Annotated in this window: 16 protein-coding genes and 4 pseudogenes (1 of these 20 running past the window's edge); 7 read left to right on the forward strand and 13 right to left on the reverse strand. The window is 68.3% G+C overall.

Annotated features, from left to right (window positions below; translation table 11 throughout):
• From rpsI to ACZ1HC_RS01195, 3 genes and pseudogenes are all read right to left on the reverse strand, one after another.
• Window positions 1–88: pseudogene (gene rpsI, locus ACZ1HC_RS01185) on the reverse strand (30S ribosomal protein S9); it reaches 417 nt to the left of the window's first position.
• A gap of 2 nt (window positions 89–90) precedes the next feature.
• Complete coding sequence (gene rplM / locus ACZ1HC_RS01190; protein WP_472698391.1) at window positions 91–555, reverse strand: 50S ribosomal protein L13; 465 nt, start codon at window positions 553–555, stop codon at window positions 91–93.
• Window positions 556–703: 148 nt separating this feature from the next.
• The gene (locus ACZ1HC_RS01195; protein ID WP_472698392.1) at window positions 704–1,129 is read right to left on the reverse strand and encodes a PaaI family thioesterase; all 426 of its coding nucleotides are present in this window, start codon (window positions 1,127–1,129) and stop codon (window positions 704–706) included.
• Between the two features lie 60 nt (window positions 1,130–1,189).
• On the opposite strand from ACZ1HC_RS01195, the gene ACZ1HC_RS01200 reads away from it, so the two are divergent.
• Complete coding sequence (locus tag ACZ1HC_RS01200) at window positions 1,190–1,975, forward strand: enoyl-CoA hydratase (protein WP_472698393.1); 786 nt, start codon at window positions 1,190–1,192, stop codon at window positions 1,973–1,975.
• Here ACZ1HC_RS01200 and murD read toward each other — a convergent pair whose 3' ends face one another.
• From murD to ACZ1HC_RS01245, 9 genes and pseudogenes are all read right to left on the reverse strand, one after another.
• Window positions 1,976–3,376, reverse strand: a complete 1,401-nt coding sequence (gene murD, locus ACZ1HC_RS01205; protein ID WP_472698394.1) for a UDP-N-acetylmuramoyl-L-alanine--D-glutamate ligase — start codon at window positions 3,374–3,376, stop codon at window positions 1,976–1,978.
• A gap of 112 nt (window positions 3,377–3,488) precedes the next feature.
• A complete protein-coding gene (gene mraY / locus ACZ1HC_RS01210) occupies window positions 3,489–4,571 on the reverse strand; it encodes a phospho-N-acetylmuramoyl-pentapeptide-transferase (RefSeq protein ID WP_472698395.1) in 1,083 nt (360 codons plus the stop codon).
• 3 nt (window positions 4,572–4,574) lie between these two features.
• Complete coding sequence (locus ACZ1HC_RS01215) at window positions 4,575–5,957, reverse strand: UDP-N-acetylmuramoyl-tripeptide--D-alanyl-D-alanine ligase (RefSeq protein ID WP_472698396.1); 1,383 nt, start codon at window positions 5,955–5,957, stop codon at window positions 4,575–4,577.
• Window positions 5,954–7,453, reverse strand: coding sequence for a UDP-N-acetylmuramoyl-L-alanyl-D-glutamate--2,6-diaminopimelate ligase (locus ACZ1HC_RS01220; RefSeq protein ID WP_472698397.1), 1,500 nt, complete (start codon window positions 7,451–7,453; stop codon window positions 5,954–5,956). Before ACZ1HC_RS01220 ends, ACZ1HC_RS01215 begins: the two co-directional genes overlap by 4 nt.
• Window positions 7,450–9,279: a peptidoglycan D,D-transpeptidase FtsI family protein gene (locus tag ACZ1HC_RS01225; protein WP_472698398.1), complete on the reverse strand. Its 1,830-nt coding sequence runs from the start codon at window positions 9,277–9,279 to the stop codon at window positions 7,450–7,452. Before ACZ1HC_RS01225 ends, ACZ1HC_RS01220 begins: the two co-directional genes overlap by 4 nt.
• A 5-nt stretch (window positions 9,280–9,284) precedes the next feature.
• On the reverse strand, window positions 9,285–9,692 hold the full coding sequence (gene ftsL / locus ACZ1HC_RS01230) for a cell division protein FtsL (RefSeq protein ID WP_472700746.1): 408 nt from the start codon (window positions 9,690–9,692) through the stop codon (window positions 9,285–9,287).
• A pseudogene (gene rsmH / locus ACZ1HC_RS01235) lies at window positions 9,658–10,611 on the reverse strand (16S rRNA (cytosine(1402)-N(4))-methyltransferase RsmH); the annotation flags it as partial. The pseudogene rsmH and the gene ftsL, both read right to left, overlap by 35 nt.
• 3 nt (window positions 10,612–10,614) lie before the next feature.
• Window positions 10,615–11,127, reverse strand: a complete 513-nt coding sequence (locus ACZ1HC_RS01240) for a division/cell wall cluster transcriptional repressor MraZ (protein ID WP_472698399.1) — start codon at window positions 11,125–11,127, stop codon at window positions 10,615–10,617.
• A 616-nt stretch (window positions 11,128–11,743) separates the two neighbouring features.
• Window positions 11,744–12,835, reverse strand: a complete 1,092-nt coding sequence (locus ACZ1HC_RS01245) for an Mrp/NBP35 family ATP-binding protein (protein ID WP_472698400.1) — start codon at window positions 12,833–12,835, stop codon at window positions 11,744–11,746.
• Between the two features lie 326 nt (window positions 12,836–13,161).
• On the opposite strand from ACZ1HC_RS01245, the gene ACZ1HC_RS01250 reads away from it, so the two are divergent.
• From ACZ1HC_RS01250 to ACZ1HC_RS01275, 6 genes and pseudogenes are all read left to right on the forward strand, one after another.
• On the forward strand, window positions 13,162–13,383 hold the full coding sequence (locus tag ACZ1HC_RS01250; protein WP_472698401.1) for a DUF1127 domain-containing protein: 222 nt from the start codon (window positions 13,162–13,164) through the stop codon (window positions 13,381–13,383).
• Between the two features lie 608 nt (window positions 13,384–13,991).
• Window positions 13,992–14,770 (forward strand): annotated as a pseudogene (gene rlmJ, locus ACZ1HC_RS01255) (23S rRNA (adenine(2030)-N(6))-methyltransferase RlmJ).
• A 63-nt stretch (window positions 14,771–14,833) separates the two neighbouring features.
• Window positions 14,834–15,127 carry a septum formation initiator family protein gene (locus ACZ1HC_RS01260; protein ID WP_472698402.1) on the forward strand — a complete coding sequence of 98 codons (294 nt, stop codon included), beginning with the start codon at window positions 14,834–14,836 and terminating at the stop codon, window positions 15,125–15,127.
• Window positions 15,128–15,223: 96 nt separating this feature from the next.
• Window positions 15,224–16,273: a pyruvate dehydrogenase (acetyl-transferring) E1 component subunit alpha gene (gene pdhA, locus ACZ1HC_RS01265; RefSeq protein WP_472698403.1), complete on the forward strand. Its 1,050-nt coding sequence runs from the start codon at window positions 15,224–15,226 to the stop codon at window positions 16,271–16,273.
• A gap of 15 nt (window positions 16,274–16,288) precedes the next feature.
• A pseudogene (locus ACZ1HC_RS01270) lies at window positions 16,289–17,685 on the forward strand (pyruvate dehydrogenase complex E1 component subunit beta).
• A gap of 12 nt (window positions 17,686–17,697) precedes the next feature.
• Complete coding sequence (locus ACZ1HC_RS01275) at window positions 17,698–19,029, forward strand: pyruvate dehydrogenase complex dihydrolipoamide acetyltransferase (RefSeq protein WP_472698404.1); 1,332 nt, start codon at window positions 17,698–17,700, stop codon at window positions 19,027–19,029.
• A gap of 114 nt (window positions 19,030–19,143) precedes the next feature.
• Here ACZ1HC_RS01275 and ACZ1HC_RS01280 read toward each other — a convergent pair whose 3' ends face one another.
• Window positions 19,144–19,662, reverse strand: coding sequence for a type 1 glutamine amidotransferase domain-containing protein (locus tag ACZ1HC_RS01280; RefSeq protein ID WP_472698405.1), 519 nt, complete (start codon window positions 19,660–19,662; stop codon window positions 19,144–19,146).
• Window positions 19,663–19,694 lie beyond the last annotated feature (32 nt).

Below are 19,694 nucleotides of genomic sequence, written 5' to 3' on the forward strand. Positions count from 1 at the left end.
CCTCGCGGCGGACGGGGGCTTCCGCCACGGCGGCAGTGCCCGACACGACGGATTTCAGATCGTCGAGGCTCTTGATGTCTTCGGCCATGGTCACGCGCTCCGGGTGTTCTTGGGGTTCAGGACCTTGACGTCCAGAACTTCGGGCTGCTGCGCTTCGTGCGGGTGTTCGGCACCGGCATAGACGCGCAGGTGGGTCATCTGCTGCTTGCCCAGCTTGTTGCGGCTGATCATGCGCTCGACGGCCTTGATGACCACGCGTTCGGGATGGGCGCCTTCCAGCACCTGGCGCGCGGTGCGGTGCTTGATGCCGCCCGGATGGCCGGTGTGCCAGTAGTATTTCTTGTCGTCGCGCTTGCTGCCGGTCATCTGCACCTTGTCGGCGTTGATGATGATGACATTGTCACCCATGTCCATGTGCGGGGTGAAGGTCGGCTTGTGCTTGCCGCGCAGGCGATTGGCGACGATCGTGGCGAGGCGGCCCAGAACGACGCCCTCGGCGTCGATCAGGATCCACTTCTTCTCGATCTCCGCCGGTTTCGCGGTATAGGTTTTCATCTTTCGTCCCTTCAGGGTCGTGCAAATCCGAGGTGCGCGTGTATCGGCCATCCGGCACCGGCCGTCAAGCGACGAAAGAGACTGTTTTTCTTGTGAAATCAGCGGACTGCCAAATAGGTACCATGATACCACGCACTAAGCCGCTGTTTCAGGGCCGCTTTGGCGGAATCGCGTAGGTCATCGAGGTCCGTGCCACCGGCTCGGGCGTTCCTTCGGAAAAGACCAGCGCCTCGGCCACGGCAAGGCTGCGCCCCACCTTGAGCAGCCGGCATTCCGCCAGCAGATCGCGGCCCGCCGCAGGCTTGCGCAGGAAGTCCAGCGAGGCGCTGGTCGTCACCGCCATCTCGACCGGGCCGATGCGCGACAGCAGCGCGCAATAGACGGCGCAATCGGCCAGGGCGAAGATGGTGGGTCCGCTGACGGTCCCGCCGGGCCGCAGATGCCGTTCGTCCACCAGCCAGCGCACCGTCGTGACGTCCTGCGCGACGCCTTCCACCCGGCAGTTTTCCGCGATCTGCGGAAAGATCCTGGCCAGGAACGCGTTCAGCGCCGGCCCGTCCATCACGATATCCAAGCTTTCCCCCTTGGCGACCCCGGCGTAGAGTTGCCCCAAACCCGAAGGGAGATCAAGACGATGAACGACCTCGTCCTGCGGCAGGATCGCGACCATATCGCCCGGCTGGAACTGAACAGCCCCGAAAACTTCAACGCCCTATCCCCGGCGATGATCGCGGCGCTGACCGCGCAGTTCGACGACATCGCCGCGGACGCGGGCATCCGGGTGATCGTGCTTGCGGCCCGCGGCAAGGCCTTCTGTGCGGGCCACGACCTGCGCCAGATGCAGGGCGCGCGCGTGCAGGCGGATGGCGGCAAGGCCGCCTTCGACGATCTGTTCGGCAGTTGCGCGCGGATGATGCAGATGATCCAGGACCTGCCCCAGCCCGTCATCGCCGAAGTTCAGGGGATCGCCACGGCGGCCGGATGCCAGCTTGTCGCCTCGTGCGACATGGCGGTGGCGGCGACGGGCGCGCGGTTCGGCGTGAACGGCGTGAACATCGGCCTGTTCTGTTCCACCCCAATGGTTGCGCTGACGCGGGCGGTGCCGCCAAAGGCCGCCTTCGAGATGCTGGTGACCGGCGATTTCATCGACGCCGACCGCGCCCTGCAGCTTGGCCTGGTCAACCGGATCGCCCCGCCCGAGGCGCTGACGCACACCGCCATGAGCCTGGCGGCCACCGTCGCCGCCAAGCTGCCCCAAGCGATCCGGCTGGGCAAGCGGGCCTTCCACGACCAGATGCGCCTGGGCCTGGCCGAGGCTTACGACCAGGCCGGCGCCGCGATGTGCCAGAACATCCTGCTGCCCGAAACCGCCGAGGGCATGGCGGCCTTTTTGGAAAAGCGTCCGCCGAACTGGGCGTGATCAGCCGGCCAGGGCCTTCACGAGCGCGGTAAAGTGGTCGCCGCGCCGTTCGAAGTTGGGATACTGGTCGAAGCTGGCGGCGGCGGGGGCCAGCAGCACGGTCTCGCCCGGCTCGGCCTCGGCCGCGGCGCGGGCGACGGCGGCTTCCATCGTCTCGGCGATCTCGTAGGGGGTCTGGCCGATCTCGAGCGCGAAGTCGCGGGCCGAATGACCGATCAGATAGGCCTTGGTCACGCGGCCCAGATGCGGCGCCAGGGCGGCGATGCCGCCCTCCTTGCCCAGGCCGCCGGCGATCCAACGGATGCGGTCGAAGGCCTGCAGGGCCTTGGCCGCCGCATCGACATTGGTGGCCTTGGAATCGTTGACATAGCGGACGCCGCCGATTTCGGCGACGGTCTGGCTGCGATGCGGCAGGCCGGCAAAGCTGTGGAAGGCCTGTTCGATCTCGCGCGGGGCAAGGCCCACGGCGCGGCAGGCGGCATAGGCTGCGCAGGCGTTCTGGTGATTGTGCGCGCCGGGCAGCCCCTGAACGCTGCGCAGGTCGATGGACGCGGCCTGCCGGCCCTTGCGGTATTCGCACAGGAACCCCTTGCGGGCGAAAACCGACCAGGCCGATCCGTCCAGCTTCTGCCCGGAAGACACGCGGATCACCCGGTCGTCGGCCGGCCCCATCGACAGCTGGTTGGCCAGATACAGCCCCTCGGTTTCATCGACGCCGATTACCGCCCGGTCCGGCCCGCCTTCGGCGAACAGCCGGCGCTTGGCGGCGAAATAGCCCCCGGGACCGCCGTGGCGGTCCAGGTGGTCGGGCGACAGGTTGGTGAAGACCGCCACGTCGGGCGTCAGCGCGCGGGCGAGTTCGGTCTGGTAGCTGGACAGTTCCAGCACCACGACCTCTCCGTCGGTGGCGGGTTCCAGCGACAGCACGCCCGTGCCGATGTTGCCGCCCATCTGCGTCGGCCGGCCCGATTCGCGCAGGATATGGTGGATCAGCGCGGTGGTGGTGGACTTGCCGTTCGATCCGGTCACGGCAATCACGCGGGGCGCACGGTCGAAGCCTTCCCAATCCTCGGTCGCATAGCTGCGGAAGAACAGGCCGATGTCGTTGTCCACCGGAATCCCCAGGGCATAGGCCTTGGCGATCACGGGATGCGGCCTGGGGTAGAGATGCGGGATGCCGGGACTGGTGATGAGCGCGCTGATGCCCGCCCAGGCGTCGTCGCGGGTCAGGTCGGCAATCGTCAGACCATCGGCTGCCGCGGCGGCGCGCGTGTCGTTGCCGTCGTCCCAGGCAACAACCTTTGCGCCGCCAGCGGCCAGTGCGGCAGCCGTGGCCTTGCCCGAACGACCAAGCCCCAGGACGGCAATGGTCTGTCCCTCGACGCCTTGAACCGGGATCATGGATTGCTCCTGTCAAAGCCGGGGGCTTCGCGCCGGTTGCCTGTCGGTCGGCGGACCGATGGCGGACTCGCTAGGCAACCCCCCGGGAGATATTGGAAGTCCAAAGCAGGCATCAGCGCAGCTTGAGGGTTGCAAGCCCGATCAGCGCCAGGATCAGCGCGATGATCCAGAAGCGGATGACGATCTGTGCTTCGCCCCAGCCCTTCTTTTCGAAGTGGTGGTGGATCGGCGCCATCAGGAAGACGCGGCGGCCGGTGCGCTTGAAATAGGCGACCTGGATGATGACCGACAGCGCCTCGACCACGAACAGACCGCCGACGACGGCCAGCACGATCTCGTGCTTGGTGACGACCGCGATGGCCCCCAGCGCGCCGCCCAGGGCAAGGCTGCCGGTGTCGCCCATGAAGACCGCGGCTGGGGGCGCGTTATACCACAGGAAGCCCAGGCCCCCGCCGATCAGGGCGGCCACGAAGATCAGGATCTCGCCGGTTCCGGGGACGTGGTGGACGCCCAGGTAGTCGGTGAAGTCCACGCGCCCCACAGTATAGGCGATCACGCCCAGGGTGCCGGCGGCGATCATCACCGGCATGATCGCCAGCCCGTCAAGCCCGTCGGTCAGATTCACGGCGTTGGCCGATCCCACGATCACCAGCATCCCGAAGGGGATGAAGAAGAGCCACAGATCGATCAGCGCATCCTTGAAGACCGGCAGCGCCAGTTGCCCCGTCAGGTCTGCCGGATGCAGCCACATCGCCCAGGCCGAGGCGACGAAGGCCAGCCCAAGCCCGAGCGCCATGCGGATCCGTCCCGACACGCCCTTGGTGTTGTGCTTGCTGACCTTAGCGTAATCGTCGGCAAAGCCGATCGCGGCATAGCCCGCCGTGACCAGCAGCACGATCCAGACATAGCCGTTGTCCAGCCGCGCCCAGAGAAGCGTCGAAAAGAACAGCGCCGACAGGATCAGGATGCCCCCCATCGTCGGCGTGCCCGCCTTGACGAAATGGCCTTCCGGGCCGTCGTCGCGGATCGGCTGGCCCTTCTTCTGCACCCGGCGCAGAAAGTTGATCAGGGGACGCCCGAAGATGAAGCCGAAGATCAGGGCCGTGAAGAAGGCCGCGCCTGCCCGGAAGGTGATGTAGCGGAACAGGTTGAAGAGGTCGCCCCCTTCGGAAAGGCCGCTCAGCCAATAGAGCATCGGTTATTCTTTCGCTTGTAAGGCAGGCGTCTGCGCCCTGCGGCGCAAGGCGTCAACCACGGTCGCAATCTTCGAGGACTTGGATCCCTTGACCAGCACGATGTCGCCGGGTGCCACCAGGTCGGCCACACGGTCGGCCAGGTCCGTCGCGCTATCCGCCCAGAGGCCGCGTTTCCCGGCGGGCAGCGCGTCATGAAGATGGCGCATCCGGGGGCCGGCGCTGTGGACCAGATCCACCCGGGCCATCGCGGGGTCGTGGGCCATGGCCCGGTGCATGGCGATCTCGTCCTGGCCCAGTTCCAGCATGTCGCCCAGGATGGCGACGCGGCGGCCGCCCTCGAGCCCCGCCAGCGTGGCAAGACCGGCCGAAAGCGAGGTGGGGTTGGCGTTGTAGGCGTCGTCGATCAGGCGGATGCCGGCCAGATCCTCGACCGCGCCGCGCCCCTTCGGGGGCAGCCAGTCGCCCAGGCGGCGGGCGGCCTGCTTCAGGTCGGCGCCTGCGGCGGCCAGCGCGGCCAGCACCCCCACGGCATTCATGGCGAAATGCACGCCGGTGGTCTGCAGCGTGAAATCGACGGTCTCGCCGCCGATCCGGGCGCGGCAGGCCAGGGCGCCGCCCTGGGGACGGGCATGGACCAGCTTGGCTTGGCCGTCCCGGCCGAACCCCATCACCAGGGCGCCGGCCGCGTCCGCGCAATCGCGCAGGATCGGCGTGACCGGCAGATCCTCGGGGAGGATGGCGTGGCCCAGGGGCTCCAGCCCCTCGAAGATCGAACCCTTCTCGCGGGCGATGCCTTCGATGGCGCCAAAGGCTTCCAGGTGGGCTGCGGCGACGGTGGTGATCATGGCGACATGCGGACGGGCCAGGCGCGACAGCGGCGCGATCTCGCCCGGGTGGTTCATGCCGATCTCGACGATGGCGAAGTCGGTGTCTCGCGCCATCCGGGCCAGCGTCAGCGGCACGCCCCAGTGGTTGTTGTAGCTGGCCTCGGCGGCGTGGATCCGGCCTTGCCCCGCCAGCGCCGCCCGGGCCATGTCCTTGGTCGAGGTCTTGCCGACCGAGCCGGTGATGGCGATGACCTTGCCCGTCATGCGCCCCCGGCCGGCCCTGCCCAGCCCTTCCAGGGCGGCCAGAACGTCCGCCACCACCAGCAGCGGCGCGTCGGCCGCCACGCCCTCGGGGATGCGGCCGACCAGGGCCGCCGCCGCGCCCTTGTCCAGGGCCTGCGCGACGAAGTCGTGGCCATCGCGCGCGTCGGTGAGCGCCACAAACAGATCGCCCGGCCGGATCGTGCGGGTGTCGATGGAAACCCCCGTCGCCACCCAGTCCCCCTGCGCCCGGCCGCCCGTCGCGGCGGCGGCTTCTTCGGCTGTCCACAGGCTCATATCTTGCCGTCCAGTGCTGCGACGGCGACGGATGCCTGTTCGGCATCGTCGAAGGGATAGACATCGGCACCGATGATCTGGCCGGTCTCGTGGCCCTTGCCGCAGATCAGCAGCGCATCGCCCGGCAGCAGCGCATCGACGCCCCGCAGGATCGCCTCGGCCCGGTCGGCGACCTCGGTGGCATCGGGGCCGGCGCCCTCCATGACCGCGGCGCGGATGGCCGCCGGATCCTCGGTCCGGGGGTTGTCGTCGGTGACGATCACCACGTCGGCGAACTGGCGCGCGGCCTCGCCCATCAGCGGGCGCTTGCCGCGGTCGCGGTCGCCGCCGGCGCCGATCACGCAGACGATGCGGCCCAGGACATGCGGGCGCAGCGACTGCAGGGCGGCGACGACCGCGCCCGGCTTGTGGGCGTAATCGACAAAGACGGTCGCGCCGTTTTCGCGCTGCGCGACAAGTTGCATCCGCCCGCGCACGGTGCGCAGTTCGGGAAGCGCGCGCAGGGCGGTCTCGGCGGAATCGCCGCTGGCCAGCACAAGCCCCATCGCCGCCAGCACGTTTTCGGCCTGGAAACCGCCGATCAGCGGCAGGCGGACCAGATGCGGCTGGCCCATCAGCGAGAAGCGCAGATCCTGCCCGGTCGCATCATAGCGCTGTCCCAGGATCCGCAGCATGGCGTTGTCGCCCCGCCCGACGGTGGTGACAGCGAGCCCGCGATCGGTGGCGATGTCCAGCATCTGCCGGCCGCGTTCGCCATCGACGTTGATGACGGCGGCCGCGCCGTCTTCCAGGATGCGGTTGAACAGCAAGGCCTTGGCGGCGAAATAGTCGTCGAAGCCCGCATGATAGTCCAGGTGATCCTGGCTGAAGTTGGTGAAGGCGCCGGCCTCGACCCGAACCCCGTCCAGACGGCGCTGATCAAGGCCGTGGCTGGACGCCTCCATCGCCGCGTGACTGACCCCTGCCTGCGCCGCCTCGGCCAGGATGCGGTGCAGGGTCAGGGGGTCGGGCGTGGTGTGGGCCAGCTTGGCCTGATAATCCCCCTCGACGCCCATGGTGCCCAGGCTGACCGCCCGGTGGCCCAGATGCTGCCAGATCTGGCGGGTGAAGCTGGCGACGCTGGTCTTGCCGGACGTTCCGGTGACGGCCACCACGTGATCGGGCTGCGATTCGAACCACAGCGCCGCCGCCCCGGCCAGGGCGGCGCGCGCATCCTCGGCCACGACCACGGCGCCGTCCCAGCCGGACAGCGCCTCGGCCGCCATCTCGGCCCCTGCCCGGTCGGTCAGGACGGCCGCTGCCTGCATCCGCAAGGCATAGGGGATGAACTCGGCGCCGTGCAGAGCCGATCCGGGCAGGGCGGCGAACAGATGGCCGGGCTTCACGGTGCGGCTGTCCAGCGACAACCCGGTGATGGCCGGGTCGCGCCCGTCCCTGGCCCGCAGCCCCAGCCGCGACAGCGTCTTCGTGCCTTGCCCCACAGTCCTACCCGTCATTGATTTGCGACGACCTTTAGCTCAGCTGCCGGTTGCGATTCAACACGGGGCGCGAAGCGGGGCTCGAAGACCGGCAGGTTTCCGTCGGTGGCGGGTTCCAGCCCGACCAGGGGCGCAAGCCGGCGGATCATGGCGCCCGCGACCGGGGCGGCGGTGGTGCCCGCGGTGCGCGTCTCGCCCCCCGGCCCGGTGGCCGAGGGTTCGTCCAGCGCCACGATCAGCACGTATTTCGGCGCGCTTGCCGGAAAAACCGAGGCGAAGTTGGCCACCACCTTGTTGTCGTAATACCCGCCCGAGGGACGCGGCTTGTCGGCGGTGCCGGTCTTGCCGGCGACCTCGTAACCCTCGACCTCGGCCTGCTTGGCGGTGCCCCGGGTGACGACCTGGCGCAGCATCTCGACCGCGCGGGCGGCGGCGCGCTCGGACAGGATCTGCTCGCCCTCGGGGCGGGTGCGGCCGTGGATCAGGGTGGGCGTCACCTTCCTGCCGCCGTTGGCAATGGTCGCATAAGCGGCGGCCAGATGCAGCGGGCTTGCCGCAAGGCCGTGGCCAAAGGACACCGTGGCGGCGGTCACGGCGGGCCAGCGGCTGGGCACCAGCGGCTTGCCGGTCGGGGCCTCGACCATCTCGATGGGCAGCGGCTCGAAGAAGCCCAGCTTGCGCAGGAACTCCTTCTGCCGCTCCACGCCCAGCATCTGCGCGATCCTGACCGTGCCGACGTTCGACGATTTCACGATCACGTCCGTCACCGACAGCTGCGGGCCATAGTTCGAGAAGTCGCTGATCCGGTACTTGCCGATCCGCATCGGCGTGGTGGTGTTGATGCCGGTGTTGGGATTGACGATCTGCAGGTCGATCGCCTGCGCGACCGGGAAGATCTTGAAGGTCGATCCCAGTTCGTACTGCCCCTGCACCGCGCGGTTGAACAGCGGGCTGTCCGAGGGATCGCCCTTCAGCAGCGGGCGCGGCCGCTCGTTCGGGTCGAAGTCGGGCAGGCTGGCCATCGCCAGGATCTCGCCCGTCTTGATCTCCATCAGGATGCCGGTGGCGCCCTTGGCGCTCATCACCTCCATGCCCGATGCCAGCACCTGCTCCATCGCCGACTGCACCGACAGGTCGATGGACAGTTGCAGCGGCGCGCCTTCGTTTGCCGGATCGCGCAGCCATCCGTCGAAGGCCTTCTCGACGCCCGCGACGCCCAGGACCTCGGCGCTGTCCACGCCCTCGTTGCCGAAGCCCGACCCGCCCAGGATATGGCTGGCGATGTGGCCGTTGGGATAGACGCGCATCTCGCGCGGGCCGAACAGCAGGCCCGGCTCGCCGATGTCGTGGACGGCCTGCATCTGTTCGGGCGACATCTTGCGCTTGATCCACATGAACTTGCGGCTGCCGGTGAAGTCGCGCGTCAGCTCGGCCGCGTCCAGATCGGGGAAGATGCGCGCCAGTTCGTTCGCCGCGCCCACCGGATCGACCATCTGGTGGGGATGGGCGTAAAGCGAATGGGTCAGGAGGTTGGTGGCCAGCACCCGCCCGTGCCGGTCGGTGATGTCGGCGCGCTGCGAGACGATCTGCGCCGACATGACCGCGCTTTGCGGTTCGATCGGGTCGCTGGAGGCCAGGGTGCCCATGCGGACCCCCACCACGCCGAAGGCCAGCACGAAGCAGCTTGCCATCAGCGCCAGCCGTCCCTCGGCCCGGCGGCGGGCGCGGTCCTGGATCGCCTCGTGGCGCAGGCGGCGGGCCTCGGCCTCGATCTCGTCGGGGTTCTGGCCGCTTTCGCGGGCGCGGAGGATTCTGGCCAGGGGGCGCAGGGGGATGCGGATCATGACAATCACTCCACGGGGGCGGCGTCGGCGCCGGGTTCAGGTTCGCCTTGCGCTTCGGCTTCGGGCAGAGGCGGCGCGGGCGGCTTGGGATAGTCGATGTTGCCCAGGCCCACCACCTGCCCGGCCTCGCGCGGGATCAGCTGCAGGCGGTCGAAGTTCAGGTCCACCAGTTCGCGCAGCCGCTCGGGGCGGTTCAGATAGGCCCATTCGGCCCGCAGCACGCCCAGATCCTCGCGCAGGCCGGCGATCTCGCGCTGGATCTGCTTCATCTCGCTTAACGAGGCCTGGGTGCGGTAATTCTCGCGATAGGCCCAGAAAGCCAGCGCCATCACCAGGAGGGTGCAGGCCAGATAGGTCAGCGGGCGCATCAGCGGCCCCTTTCGGAAGGCTGGGCATGGCCAGCGCCTGGGCATCGACCGGACCGGCGGGGGCGTCGGTCCGAACCGCCACCCGCAGCAGCGCCGACCGGGCGCGGGGGTTGCGGGCTTCCTCGTCAGGATCGGGGCCGATGGCGCGGCGGAAGGGCATGGTGAAAGCCGGCGGCGCGCTGTCCTGCGCCGGCGCATAGCGGCTGCCCCCGCCCGCGCTGTTCGACCGCGCCTGCATGAAGCGCTTGACGATCCGATCCTCGAGCGAATGGAAGCTGACCACGGCCAGCCTGCCGCCCGGCTTCAGGGCGCGTTCGGCGGCGGACAGGCCCTCGACAAGCTGGCGGAACTCGTCGTTGACCCAGATGCGAATGGCCTGGAAGCTGCGGGTGGCGGGGTGGCTCTGGCCCGGCTTGGGGCGCGGCAGGCAGGACGCGACAACCTCGGCCAGTTCCGCCGTGCGGGTCAGGGGACGCGCGGCGACGATGGCCCGCGCGATGCGGCGGGCGGCGCGCTCCTCGCCGTAATGATAAAGGACATCGGCGATCACGGCTTCCTTTGCGGTGTTCAGCAGATCGGCGGCCGATGGGCCTGCCTGCTCCATCCGCATGTCCAGCGGCCCGTCGCGCAGGAACGAGAAGCCGCGGTCCGCCTGATCCAGCTGCATCGAACTGACCCCCAGATCCAGCACCACGCCGTCCAGCGGCTCTGCGGCCAGCGAATCGAGATCCGAGAAGGTGCCGGCCACCAGCCGCAGCCGGTCGCCGTATCCGGCCGCCCAGGACGCGGCCATCTGGAAGACCAGGGGATCGCGGTCCAGGCCGATCACCCGGTCCGCCCCCGCCGCCAGCAGCCCGCGCGCATAGCCGCCCGCGCCGAAGGTGCCGTCCAGCCAGGTGCCGGTGACGGGACCGACCGCCCGCAGCAGCGGATCGAGAAGCACCGGGACATGGGGATCCGCCATGCCTCAGCCCTCGTCCGCCTGGTCGAGGAAGGACCGCGGGTCGAACTCGGCTCCGTGCTGGGCGGTGAAGTCCTCGAGCGCCGCGACATCCTTGGGCCGCGAATCGGGGTGATAGACCTGGATGTAGTCGCCACGCGATTCGAAGATCGTCTCGGTGCCGTCGGACAGGCCCAGCTTCTCGCGCAGCTTCTGGGGCAGGACCAGCCGGCCTTCCCTGTCGATCTCCAGATCGGTGGACTGGCCGTTCATCAGCATTTCCAGCCAGCGGCGCTGCGGGCTGCCGCGCGTCAGCCTGTCGATCTGCTGGTCGATCTCCTCGATGGCCTCGATGGTGTAAAGTTCGATCCAGTTCCACCAGTCTGGGCCATAGACCGCCACAAGCTGCGTGCGTCCGGTATTGGCGGTGGCAAAGGCGGGATCGCCGGCGTCGAATACGCGGCGCAGCCGGGCGGGGACGGACATCCGGCCCTTGCCATCGACCTTGACGGATTCAGTGCCTCTGAATTTCCGCGCCACCTTGGCCCTGCCTCACTGCCCAGCCCTTCAGCCCGCCTGAAAGAGAAAGGGCGGACCGGGCTGCTGCCACTGCCCGATCCGCCGCCCTCGTTCCCACGGTCTCTCCCCGTTTTTCGGGGTCCGTCCTTGTCAGGCGACACCTGGGGGAGGTGCTGCTCGCGCCTGCGGACGGCCTTATTGGAAAACGGACGCCTGTATGAAAGCCTGCTTCGCCTTTGGGGTCTTGGTCGCCCCTTTACTGCCCGTCTTCGTGATCCGGTTGTGACATGGGAATTCATGGGAAGCAATGGAATTCTGCGTCCACTGATGAAGCCAAAACGCGAACGGCGGATTGCCGCACCGGCCGGCAGGGGGCCGGCGAATCACGTGATGCCCCAAGCTGTTGCGGCACACGCCCAGATTTTCCCCAAGATCTCGGGGATTAACTTTTGACGTCTGCACATCACGCGGCAGGGCCTGCCGGTGCGGCTGCCGCAGGCTGTTGCCGGTTATCCACAGGAAAAGTATCGCTAGCGCACAAGCCTCTCACGGGGCCTCACGACGGCGTGAAAGGCGCTGTGGGCAGCAAGCCCAGCAAAACCTGGCATTCCCGCGTTTTCCCAGCCGAGAGACGGAATCAGGCCAGACCCTGCGCCACCAGGCGATCTGCCAGCTGGCCGTAGGCCTGGGCCGTCACACCACCTCCAAGGGCAGCGGGTTCCCCCGAATCACCCCCAAGGCGAGTAGCCAGTTCCAGCGGCAACTCTCCCAGGAAGGGAAGACCCAGCGCCCGCGCCTCGGCCGCGACGCCACCGTGGCCGAACAGATGCGCCTCGTGCCCGCAGTTCGGGCAGACATAGCTGGACATGTTCTCGACCAGACCCAGGATCGGGGTCTTGAGCTTGTTGAACATGTCGATGGCGCGCCGTGCGTCCAGAAGCGCCACGTCCTGCGGCGTGGACACGATGATCGCCCCGTTGACCGAGGCCTTCTGGCACAGGCTCAGCTGCACGTCCCCGGTGCCTGGCGGCAGGTCGATCAGCAGCACGTCGAGTTCGCCCCAGTTGACCTGCTGCAGCATCTGCTGCATCGCGCCCATCAGCATCGGCCCGCGCCAGACGACCGCCTCGCCTTCCTTCAGCATCAGGCCGATGGACATGACCGTGACGCCGTGCGCGTGCAGCGGCTCGATGCGCTGGCCGTCGGGACTGGCGGGCCGCCCCGAGATGCCCATCATGCGCGGCTGCGAGGGGCCGTAGATGTCGGCGTCCAGCAGGCCCACGCGCCGGCCGGCGCGGGCCAGCGCCACGGCCAGGTTCGAGGTGACGGTGGACTTGCCCACCCCGCCCTTGCCCGAGCCGATGGCGATGATGCTGTTCACACCCGGGATCGGCTGCGGCCCGGCCTGCGGCGTCGGGTGCCGCCCGATCTGCAGGGACGGGGCCGCGCCCGAACTGCGGACCGGCTGGCCCTGGGGCCTGCCGGCCGGGGCGGTCATCACGATCTGCACCTTGTCCACGCCCGGCATCGCCTGAAGGCGGCGCTTGGCCTCGGCCTCGACCGGGGCAAGGCTGCGCGCCACGCCCGCATCCGCGACCTCGAGCACGAATCTGACGGTGTCCCCCTCGACCGTGAAAGCCCTGACGAGATCGGCATTTTCCAGCGTCCGGCCGTCCGGAAGGACGATGTCGGAGATTTCCCTTAGGGCAGCTTCACGGTTCACGGACATGTCAGGACCTGTATTGCAACTTTGCGCCAACATGGGTCACCGGGCCGGCGGCATCAACCACCTGATGCAAATCGCGGCAAAGGACGAGCTGCAGGCGCCATCCTGCATCATTTTGCGTCGCGGCGTAATCGCTAACGACGAACATTCGTCACAAATCCGACATGTTTTTCAAAGCGAAAGGCGGGGCCTGAACCGGCAGTCATGCGGATGCTGCATGGCAGCATTCCCGAAGGATCCATTGTGCATCCGCAGCATTACGGCCATCTTGGGTTCATCGAAAGGCGCCGGGCCATCCGGGCAGGGCGCAGACGCTGAAAGGACATATCATGGCTGCTATCGCTCATTCCCATAACGCCGCTGCCACGGGCATTGCCGGCCGTTTGTTGGCCGCGATCCAGCACATGCAGGAAAACCGCGCCCGCCGCGCCATCTATCGGCAGACGGTCCGCGAACTGAACGCGCTGACGAACCGCGATCTGGCGGATCTGGGCATCAACCGGGCGATGATCCCCCAGCTGGCCGAGGACGCGGCCTGGGGCGCCAAGTAAGGACAGGCTTTCCGTCCCCCTCCTCCCGGGACGGAACAGGCGGCATCCTCTCTCCTCCCATACGAGGATGCCGCCCGAAGACAGCGCCGGAACCCTTTCTCCTCCCTGGGGTTCCTGCGTCGGACGGCGGCCCCGGTCTCCTCCCTCAGGGGCCGCCGCACAAGACATAGCCGCCTCATTTGCGGCATCCGATACGGCGGGCCCTCTCCTCCTCCCCGGGTCCGTCCGTTGGCGGCAACGGCCTTTCCTCCCTCCCGGCCTTGCCGCACCCCATACGCGGCCCTCCCTCCTCCCCGGGCCAGCGTTGCGCGGCGGCGCCCCCTCCTCCTCCCTGGGCGCCGCCGCCTCTCTCATAGCCGCCCCGTCTGCGGCACCCGATACGGCGGACCCCCTCCTCCTCCCCGGGTCCGTCCGTTGGCGGCAACGGCCTCTCCTCCCTCCCGGCCTTGCCGCACCCCATACGCGGCCCTCCCTCCTCCCCGGGCCAGCGTTGTGCGGCGGCGCCCCCTCCTCCTCCCTGGGCGCCGCCGCTTTTTCATGGGCGCTCGGACCTGCGGTCGGCACCGGCCAGGGTTCCGCCGGGGCGGCGTTCGGGATAAGCGGGGACCATGCTCAGCTATCAGCACGCCTACCACGCGGGAAATCTGGCCGACCTGCACAAGCACGCGCTGCTGGCGCAGGCGCTGGCCTACCTGACCCGCAAGGACAAGCCGCTGTCCTATCTGGAAACCCATGCCGGGCGCGGGCTTTACCGGCTGGACAGCGCCGAGGCCGCCAAGACGGGCGAGGCGCGGCTTGGCGTCCAGCGGGCCGAAAGCCGGGGCTGGCTGCCGCCCGACCACCCGCTGCTGGCCGTCCTGGCGCAGATCCGGCGCAGCCACGGGCCCCAGGCGTATCCGGGATCGCCGCTGATCGCCGCGCATTTCCTGCGCCCGGGCGACAACGCGCATCTGGCCGAACTGCATCCCGCCGAATACGCGGCGCTGTCGGCGGTGGCGGGCTTTGCCACGCTGCACCGGCAGGACGGTTTCCAGATGGCGCAGGCCGTCTGCCCGCCGACGCCGCGGCGGGGCCTGATCCTGATCGACCCCAGCTACGAGGTGAAGGCGGATTACGCCGCGATCCCCCGCCAGATCGGGCTGATCGCGCGCAAGTGGAACGTGGGCGTGATCGCGCTGTGGTATCCGGTGCTGACCGACGGCCGCCACGCGCCGATGCTGGCCGCGCTGTCGCAAGCCCATCCCGATGCCCTGCGTTCGGAGGTGGGCTTCCCGCCCGCCCGTCCCGGCCACTCGATGATCGGGTCCGGCATGTGGATCCTCAACCCCCCTTCGGTCTGGCCGAGGAAGCCGCCCGGCTCGAGGCGATGTTCCGGCGGAACGCCTGATCCGGGATTTTCCTGCCCGTTCCCCTGTGGCATGATCTCGGCGAACAACCCGGACCGCCCGTCATGTCGCAGCGACTTTCCATCAGCGCCACCGTGCTTCTGGCCCTGGCCGTGGCCTTGGGCCTGTACTTCGCCTTCGCGGCGGTCCAGGGCCCGTCGGGCATCCTGCGCCGCATCCAGATCGAGGCCGAGACGGCCGAACTGGCGGCGGAACGCGACAAGCTGAGGGCCGAGGTGCAGGAGATGCAGAACCTGACCCGGCGGCTGTCGGACGAATATCTGGACCTGGATCTGCTGGACGAACGCGCCCGCGAGATCCTGGGGCTGATCCGCGCCGACGAGATGATCCTGCGCTGAGGACCCGCCCGTTCGCGGATTGCGGCCCCTAGGCTGTTGCGCTACGGATAGTTTAACGGTGAACTAGTCCGACCGCGCTTCGAGGAGGATCCCCGCATGGCCAGAAAGCCCGCCCCCGCAACCCAGACAGCGACCAGCGAGGCGCCGCCGAACGTGTCGCGCGACGATTTGCTGAAGTATTACCGCGACATGCTGCTGATCCGCCGCTTCGAGGAGAAGGCCGGCCAGCTTTACGGCATGGGTCTGATCGGCGGGTTCTGCCACCTGTATATCGGCCAGGAAGCCGTGGTGGTGGGCCTCGAGGCCGCCGCCAAGGAAGGCGACAAGCGCATCACCAGCTATCGCGACCACGGCCACATGCTGGCCTGCGGCATGTCCGCGCGCGGCGTCATGGCCGAACTGACCGGGCGCGAGGGGGGATATTCCAAGGGCAAGGGCGGCTCGATGCACATGTTCAGCCGCGAAAAGCATTTCTACGGCGGCCACGGCATCGTGGCGGCGCAGGTTCCGCTGGGCGCGGGCCTGGCCTTCGCCGACAAGTATCTGGGCACCGACAACGTGACCTTCGCCTATTTCGGGGACGGCGCCGCCAACCAGGGCCAGGTCTACGAGACCTACAACATGGCCGAACTCTGGGATCTGCCGGTGGTCTTCGTGATCGAGAACAACCAGTACGCGATGGGCACCTCGATGAAGCGGTCCACCCGGTCCACGACGCTCTACGGCCGCGGCGAGGCCTTCGGCATTCCCGGCGAACAGGTGGACGGCATGGACGTCCTGGCGGTGAAGGCCGCCGGCGAAAAGGCCGTGGCGCACTGCCGCGCCGGCGAAGGGCCCTACATCCTCGAGGTGATGACCTACCGCTATCGCGGCCATTCCATGTCCGACCCGGCCAAGTACCGCACCCGCGAGGAGGTGCAGAAGATGCGCGACGAACGCGACGCCATCGAACACGTCCGCGAGCTGCTGCTGCAGGGCAAGCACGCCTCCGAGGACGACCTGAAGGCCATCGACAAGGACATCAAGGACATCGTCAACGACGCGGCCGAGTTCGCCAAGGACAGCCCGGAACCCGCGCTGGAAGAACTGTGGACCGACATCTACGCCGAGGACCTGCCCCAGGGCAGCGCCGAAGAACACGCCTGAGGGAGGGTTGAACGAATGGCCACCGAAATCCTGATGCCCGCCCTGTCGCCGACCATGGAGGAAGGCACGCTGGCGAAATGGCTGAAGCAGGAAGGCGACGCCGTGAAAGCCGGCGACATCATCGCCGAGATCGAGACCGACAAGGCCACGATGGAGTTCGAGGCCGTCGACGAGGGCATCCTGGGCAAGATCCTGATCGCCGAGGGCTCGCAGGGCGTGAAGGTGAACACGCCCATCGCCGTCCTGGTCGAGGAAAGCGAGATCCGCCGAGGACGCGACGACGGCCAGGGCCGCGAAGGCGCCCGCGCAGGTCGCCGCGCCCTCGACCCGGGAAGGGCCGAACGAACGCGGCCAGCCGGGCGAGATCCGCCGTCGAGGCCGTCAGGACCCCCGAACCCGACCGCAGCCCCGACTGGCCGGACGGCACGAAGATGAAGACCATGACCGTGCGCGAAGCCCTGCGCGAGGCCATGGCCGAGGAAATGGCCCGCGACGAGACCGTGTTCCTGATGGGCGAGGAAGTCGGCGAATACCAGGGCGCCTACAAGATCAGCCAGGGCCTGCTGGACCGCTTCGGACCCCGCCGCGTCGTGGACACCCCGATCAGCGAGATCGGCTTCGCCGGCATCGGCACCGGCGCCGCGCTGGCCGGGCTGCGCCCCATCGTCGAATTCATGACCTTCAACTTCGCCATGCAGGCGATGGACCACATCATCAACTCGGCCGCCAAGACGCTGTACATGTCGGGCGGCCAGATGGGTTGCCCCATCGTCTTCCGCGGCCCCAACGGCGCCGCCGCCCGGGTGGCCGCCCAGCACAGCCAGGATTACGCGGCCTGGTATGCCTCGATCCCCGGCCTGAAGGTGGCGATGCCCTATTCCGCGGCAGACGCCAAGGGCCTGCTGAAGCAGGCGATCCGCGACCCGAACCCGGTGGTCTTCCTGGAAAACGAGATCCTCTATGGCCGGTCCTTCGAGGTGCCCGACCTGCCGGACTTCACCATCCCCTTCGGCAAGGCCCGCATCGCCCGCGCGGGCAGTGACGTGACCATCATCAGCTTCGGCATCGGCATGGCCCATTCCCTCGAAGCCGCCGACAAGCTGGCCCAGGAAGGCATCGAGGCCGAGGTCATCGACCTGCGCACCCTGCGCCCCATCGACTATGCGACGATCCTGACATCGGTGAAGAAGACCAACCGCGCGGTCACGGTCGAGGAGGGCTTTCCGATCGGCTCGATCGGCAACCACCTGTCCGCCTACATCATGGAGAACGCGTTCGACTACCTTGACGCCCCGGTGATCAACTGCACCGGCAAGGACGTGCCCATGCCCTATGCGGCCAACCTTGAAAAGCACGCGCTGATCACCGCCCCCGAGGTCGTGGAAGCGGTGAAAAAAGTCACCTACAGGTAAGGGGAACGCGTCATGCCGACAGAAATCCTGATGCCCGCGCTGTCCCCGACGATGGAGGAAGGGACGCTGGCCAAATGGCTGGTGAAGGAAGGCGACGAGGTGAAGTCCGGCGACATCATCGCCGAGATCGAGACCGACAAGGCCACGATGGAGTTCGAGGCCGTCGATGAAGGCCGGATCGGCAAGCTGCTGGTGACCGAGGGCAGCGCCGGGGTCAAGGTCAACACCCCCATCGCCGTCCTGCTGGAGGAAGGCGAGGATGCCTCGGCCGCGGCCACCCCGGCGCCCTCCAGGGCGGCCCCGGCGGCCGAGGAAAAGGCCGCCGCCGAAAAGGGCTATGGCGGCCCTGCCGGCGCCCCGGTCGCGGGTGACGCAGGACCCGCCAAGGCCGCCCCCGCCAGGGCGGAAGGCGATCGCGTCTTCGCCTCGCCCCTTGCCCGCCGCATCGCGGCCGAAAAGGGCATCGACCTGTCGGGCATCACCGGCACCGGCCCCCGCGGCCGGATCGTCAAGGCCGATGTCGAGGCCGCAAAGCCCGGGGCGGCCCGGCCCGCCGCCGCCGCCGCAGCAGCGGAAACCGCCCCTGCCGCCGCGCCTGCGGCGCAGGCCCCCAAGGCCCCCTCGGCCGATTCGATCCTCAAGATCTATGCCGACCGCGAGACGACCGAGGTTCCGCTGGACGGGATGCGCCGCACCATCGCCGCGCGCCTCTCCGAGGCCAAGCAGACCATCCCGCACTTCTACCTGCGCCGCTCGGCCAGGCTGGACGCGCTGATGGAGTTCCGCGCCATGCTGAACAGGCAGCTTGAATCGCGGGGCGTGAAGCTGTCGGTCAACGACTTCATCATCAAGGCCTGCGCCCTGGCCCTGCAGCAGGTGCCCGATGCCAACGCCGTCTGGGCGGGCGACCGGATCCTGAAGCTGAAGCCCTCGGACGTGGCCGTGGCCGTGGCGATCGCGAACGGCTTGTTCACGCCGGTCCTGAAGGACGCGCACCAGAAGACGCTCTCGGCGCTGTCGGCGGAAATGAAGGATCTCGCCAGCCGCGCCAAGTCCAGAAAGCTCGCCCCCCACGAATACCAGGGCGGCAGCTTCGCCATCAGCAACCTCGGCATGTTCGGGATCGAGAACTTCGACGCGGTCATCAACCCGCCACACGGCGCCATCCTGGCCGTTGGGGCGGGCATCCAGACCCCGGTGGTGGACAACGGCGAAGTGGTGATCCGCACCGTCATGTCCATGACCCTGTCGGTCGATCACCGGGTCATCGACGGCGCGCTTGGCGCGCAACTGCTGGAGGCCATCGTCACCCACCTGGAAAACCCGATGGGGATGCTGGCCTGAAACACGGGACCGGACAACCGGAAGGGGCGCCTCACCGCGCCCCTTCTTCTTTGTCCAAATACCCCGCGGGGGGTCCGGGGGACGCGAAGTCCCCCGGCGGCCGCGGGACGCAGATCAGCGCAACGCATCCTCGATGGCGCCGACGAAGGCATCCAGATCGCCGGGATTGCGGCTGGTGATGATCCCGCCGTCCACCACCACCGTCTCGTCCACGACCTCGGCGCCGGCGTTCCTCATGTCGGTGCGGATCGAATCATAGCTGGTCAGGCGCCTGCCCTTCGCCAGCCCCGCCTCGGCCAGAAGCCAAGGGGCATGGCAGATCGCCGCGATGGGCTTGCCGGCCTCGGCAAAGCTGCGGATCAGGCTGATCGCGGCCGGATCGGTGCGCAGGTTGTCGGGGTTGATGACGCCCCCGGGCAGCACCAGGATGTCGTAATCGCCCGCGCCCACATCGGCGATGGCCTTGCCGGCCTGGATCGTCTTGCCCCAGTCGTCCTTGTCCCATGCCGTGATGTCGCCTGCCTCCGGCGCCGCCACCTCGACCTGATGGCCGTTGTCCTTCAGCTTTTCCAGCGGCACGAACAGCTCGGACTGCTCGAACCCGTCCGACGCCATGATCAGAACCTTTGCCATGAATGGCCTCCTTTTCGCCTCAGCCCACCCAA

It is taken from the genome of Paracoccus sp. BR5-17 (assembly GCF_055693925.1).

Bases quoted from the DNA above. Each gene is read 5' to 3' on its own strand.
- ACZ1HC_RS01250 (WP_472698401.1), top strand. From the start codon at position 13,162: ATGGCTGCTATCGCTCATTCCCATAACGCCGCTGCCACGGGCATTGCC.
- murD (WP_472698394.1), bottom strand. From the start codon at position 3,376: ATGATCCCGGTTCAAGGCGTCGAGGGACAGACCATTGCCGTCCTGGGG.
- ACZ1HC_RS01200 (WP_472698393.1), top strand. From the start codon at position 1,190: ATGAACGACCTCGTCCTGCGGCAGGATCGCGACCATATCGCCCGGCTG.
- ACZ1HC_RS01245 (WP_472698400.1), bottom strand. From the start codon at position 12,835: ATGTCCGTGAACCGTGAAGCTGCCCTAAGGGAAATCTCCGACATCGTC.
- ACZ1HC_RS01220 (WP_472698397.1), bottom strand. From the start codon at position 7,453: ATGACGGGTAGGACTGTGGGGCAAGGCACGAAGACGCTGTCGCGGCTG.
- rplM (WP_472698391.1), bottom strand. From the start codon at position 555: ATGAAAACCTATACCGCGAAACCGGCGGAGATCGAGAAGAAGTGGATC.
- mraY (WP_472698395.1), bottom strand. From the start codon at position 4,571: ATGCTCTATTGGCTGAGCGGCCTTTCCGAAGGGGGCGACCTCTTCAAC.
- ftsL (WP_472700746.1), bottom strand. From the start codon at position 9,692: ATGCCCAGGCGCTGGCCATGCCCAGCCTTCCGAAAGGGGCCGCTGATG.
- ACZ1HC_RS01260 (WP_472698402.1), top strand. From the start codon at position 14,834: ATGTCGCAGCGACTTTCCATCAGCGCCACCGTGCTTCTGGCCCTGGCC.
- ACZ1HC_RS01215 (WP_472698396.1), bottom strand. From the start codon at position 5,957: ATGAGCCTGTGGACAGCCGAAGAAGCCGCCGCCGCGACGGGCGGCCGG.
- pdhA (WP_472698403.1), top strand. From the start codon at position 15,224: ATGGCCAGAAAGCCCGCCCCCGCAACCCAGACAGCGACCAGCGAGGCG.
- ACZ1HC_RS01275 (WP_472698404.1), top strand. From the start codon at position 17,698: ATGCCGACAGAAATCCTGATGCCCGCGCTGTCCCCGACGATGGAGGAA.
- ACZ1HC_RS01225 (WP_472698398.1), bottom strand. From the start codon at position 9,279: ATGATCCGCATCCCCCTGCGCCCCCTGGCCAGAATCCTCCGCGCCCGC.
- ACZ1HC_RS01280 (WP_472698405.1), bottom strand. From the start codon at position 19,662: ATGGCAAAGGTTCTGATCATGGCGTCGGACGGGTTCGAGCAGTCCGAG.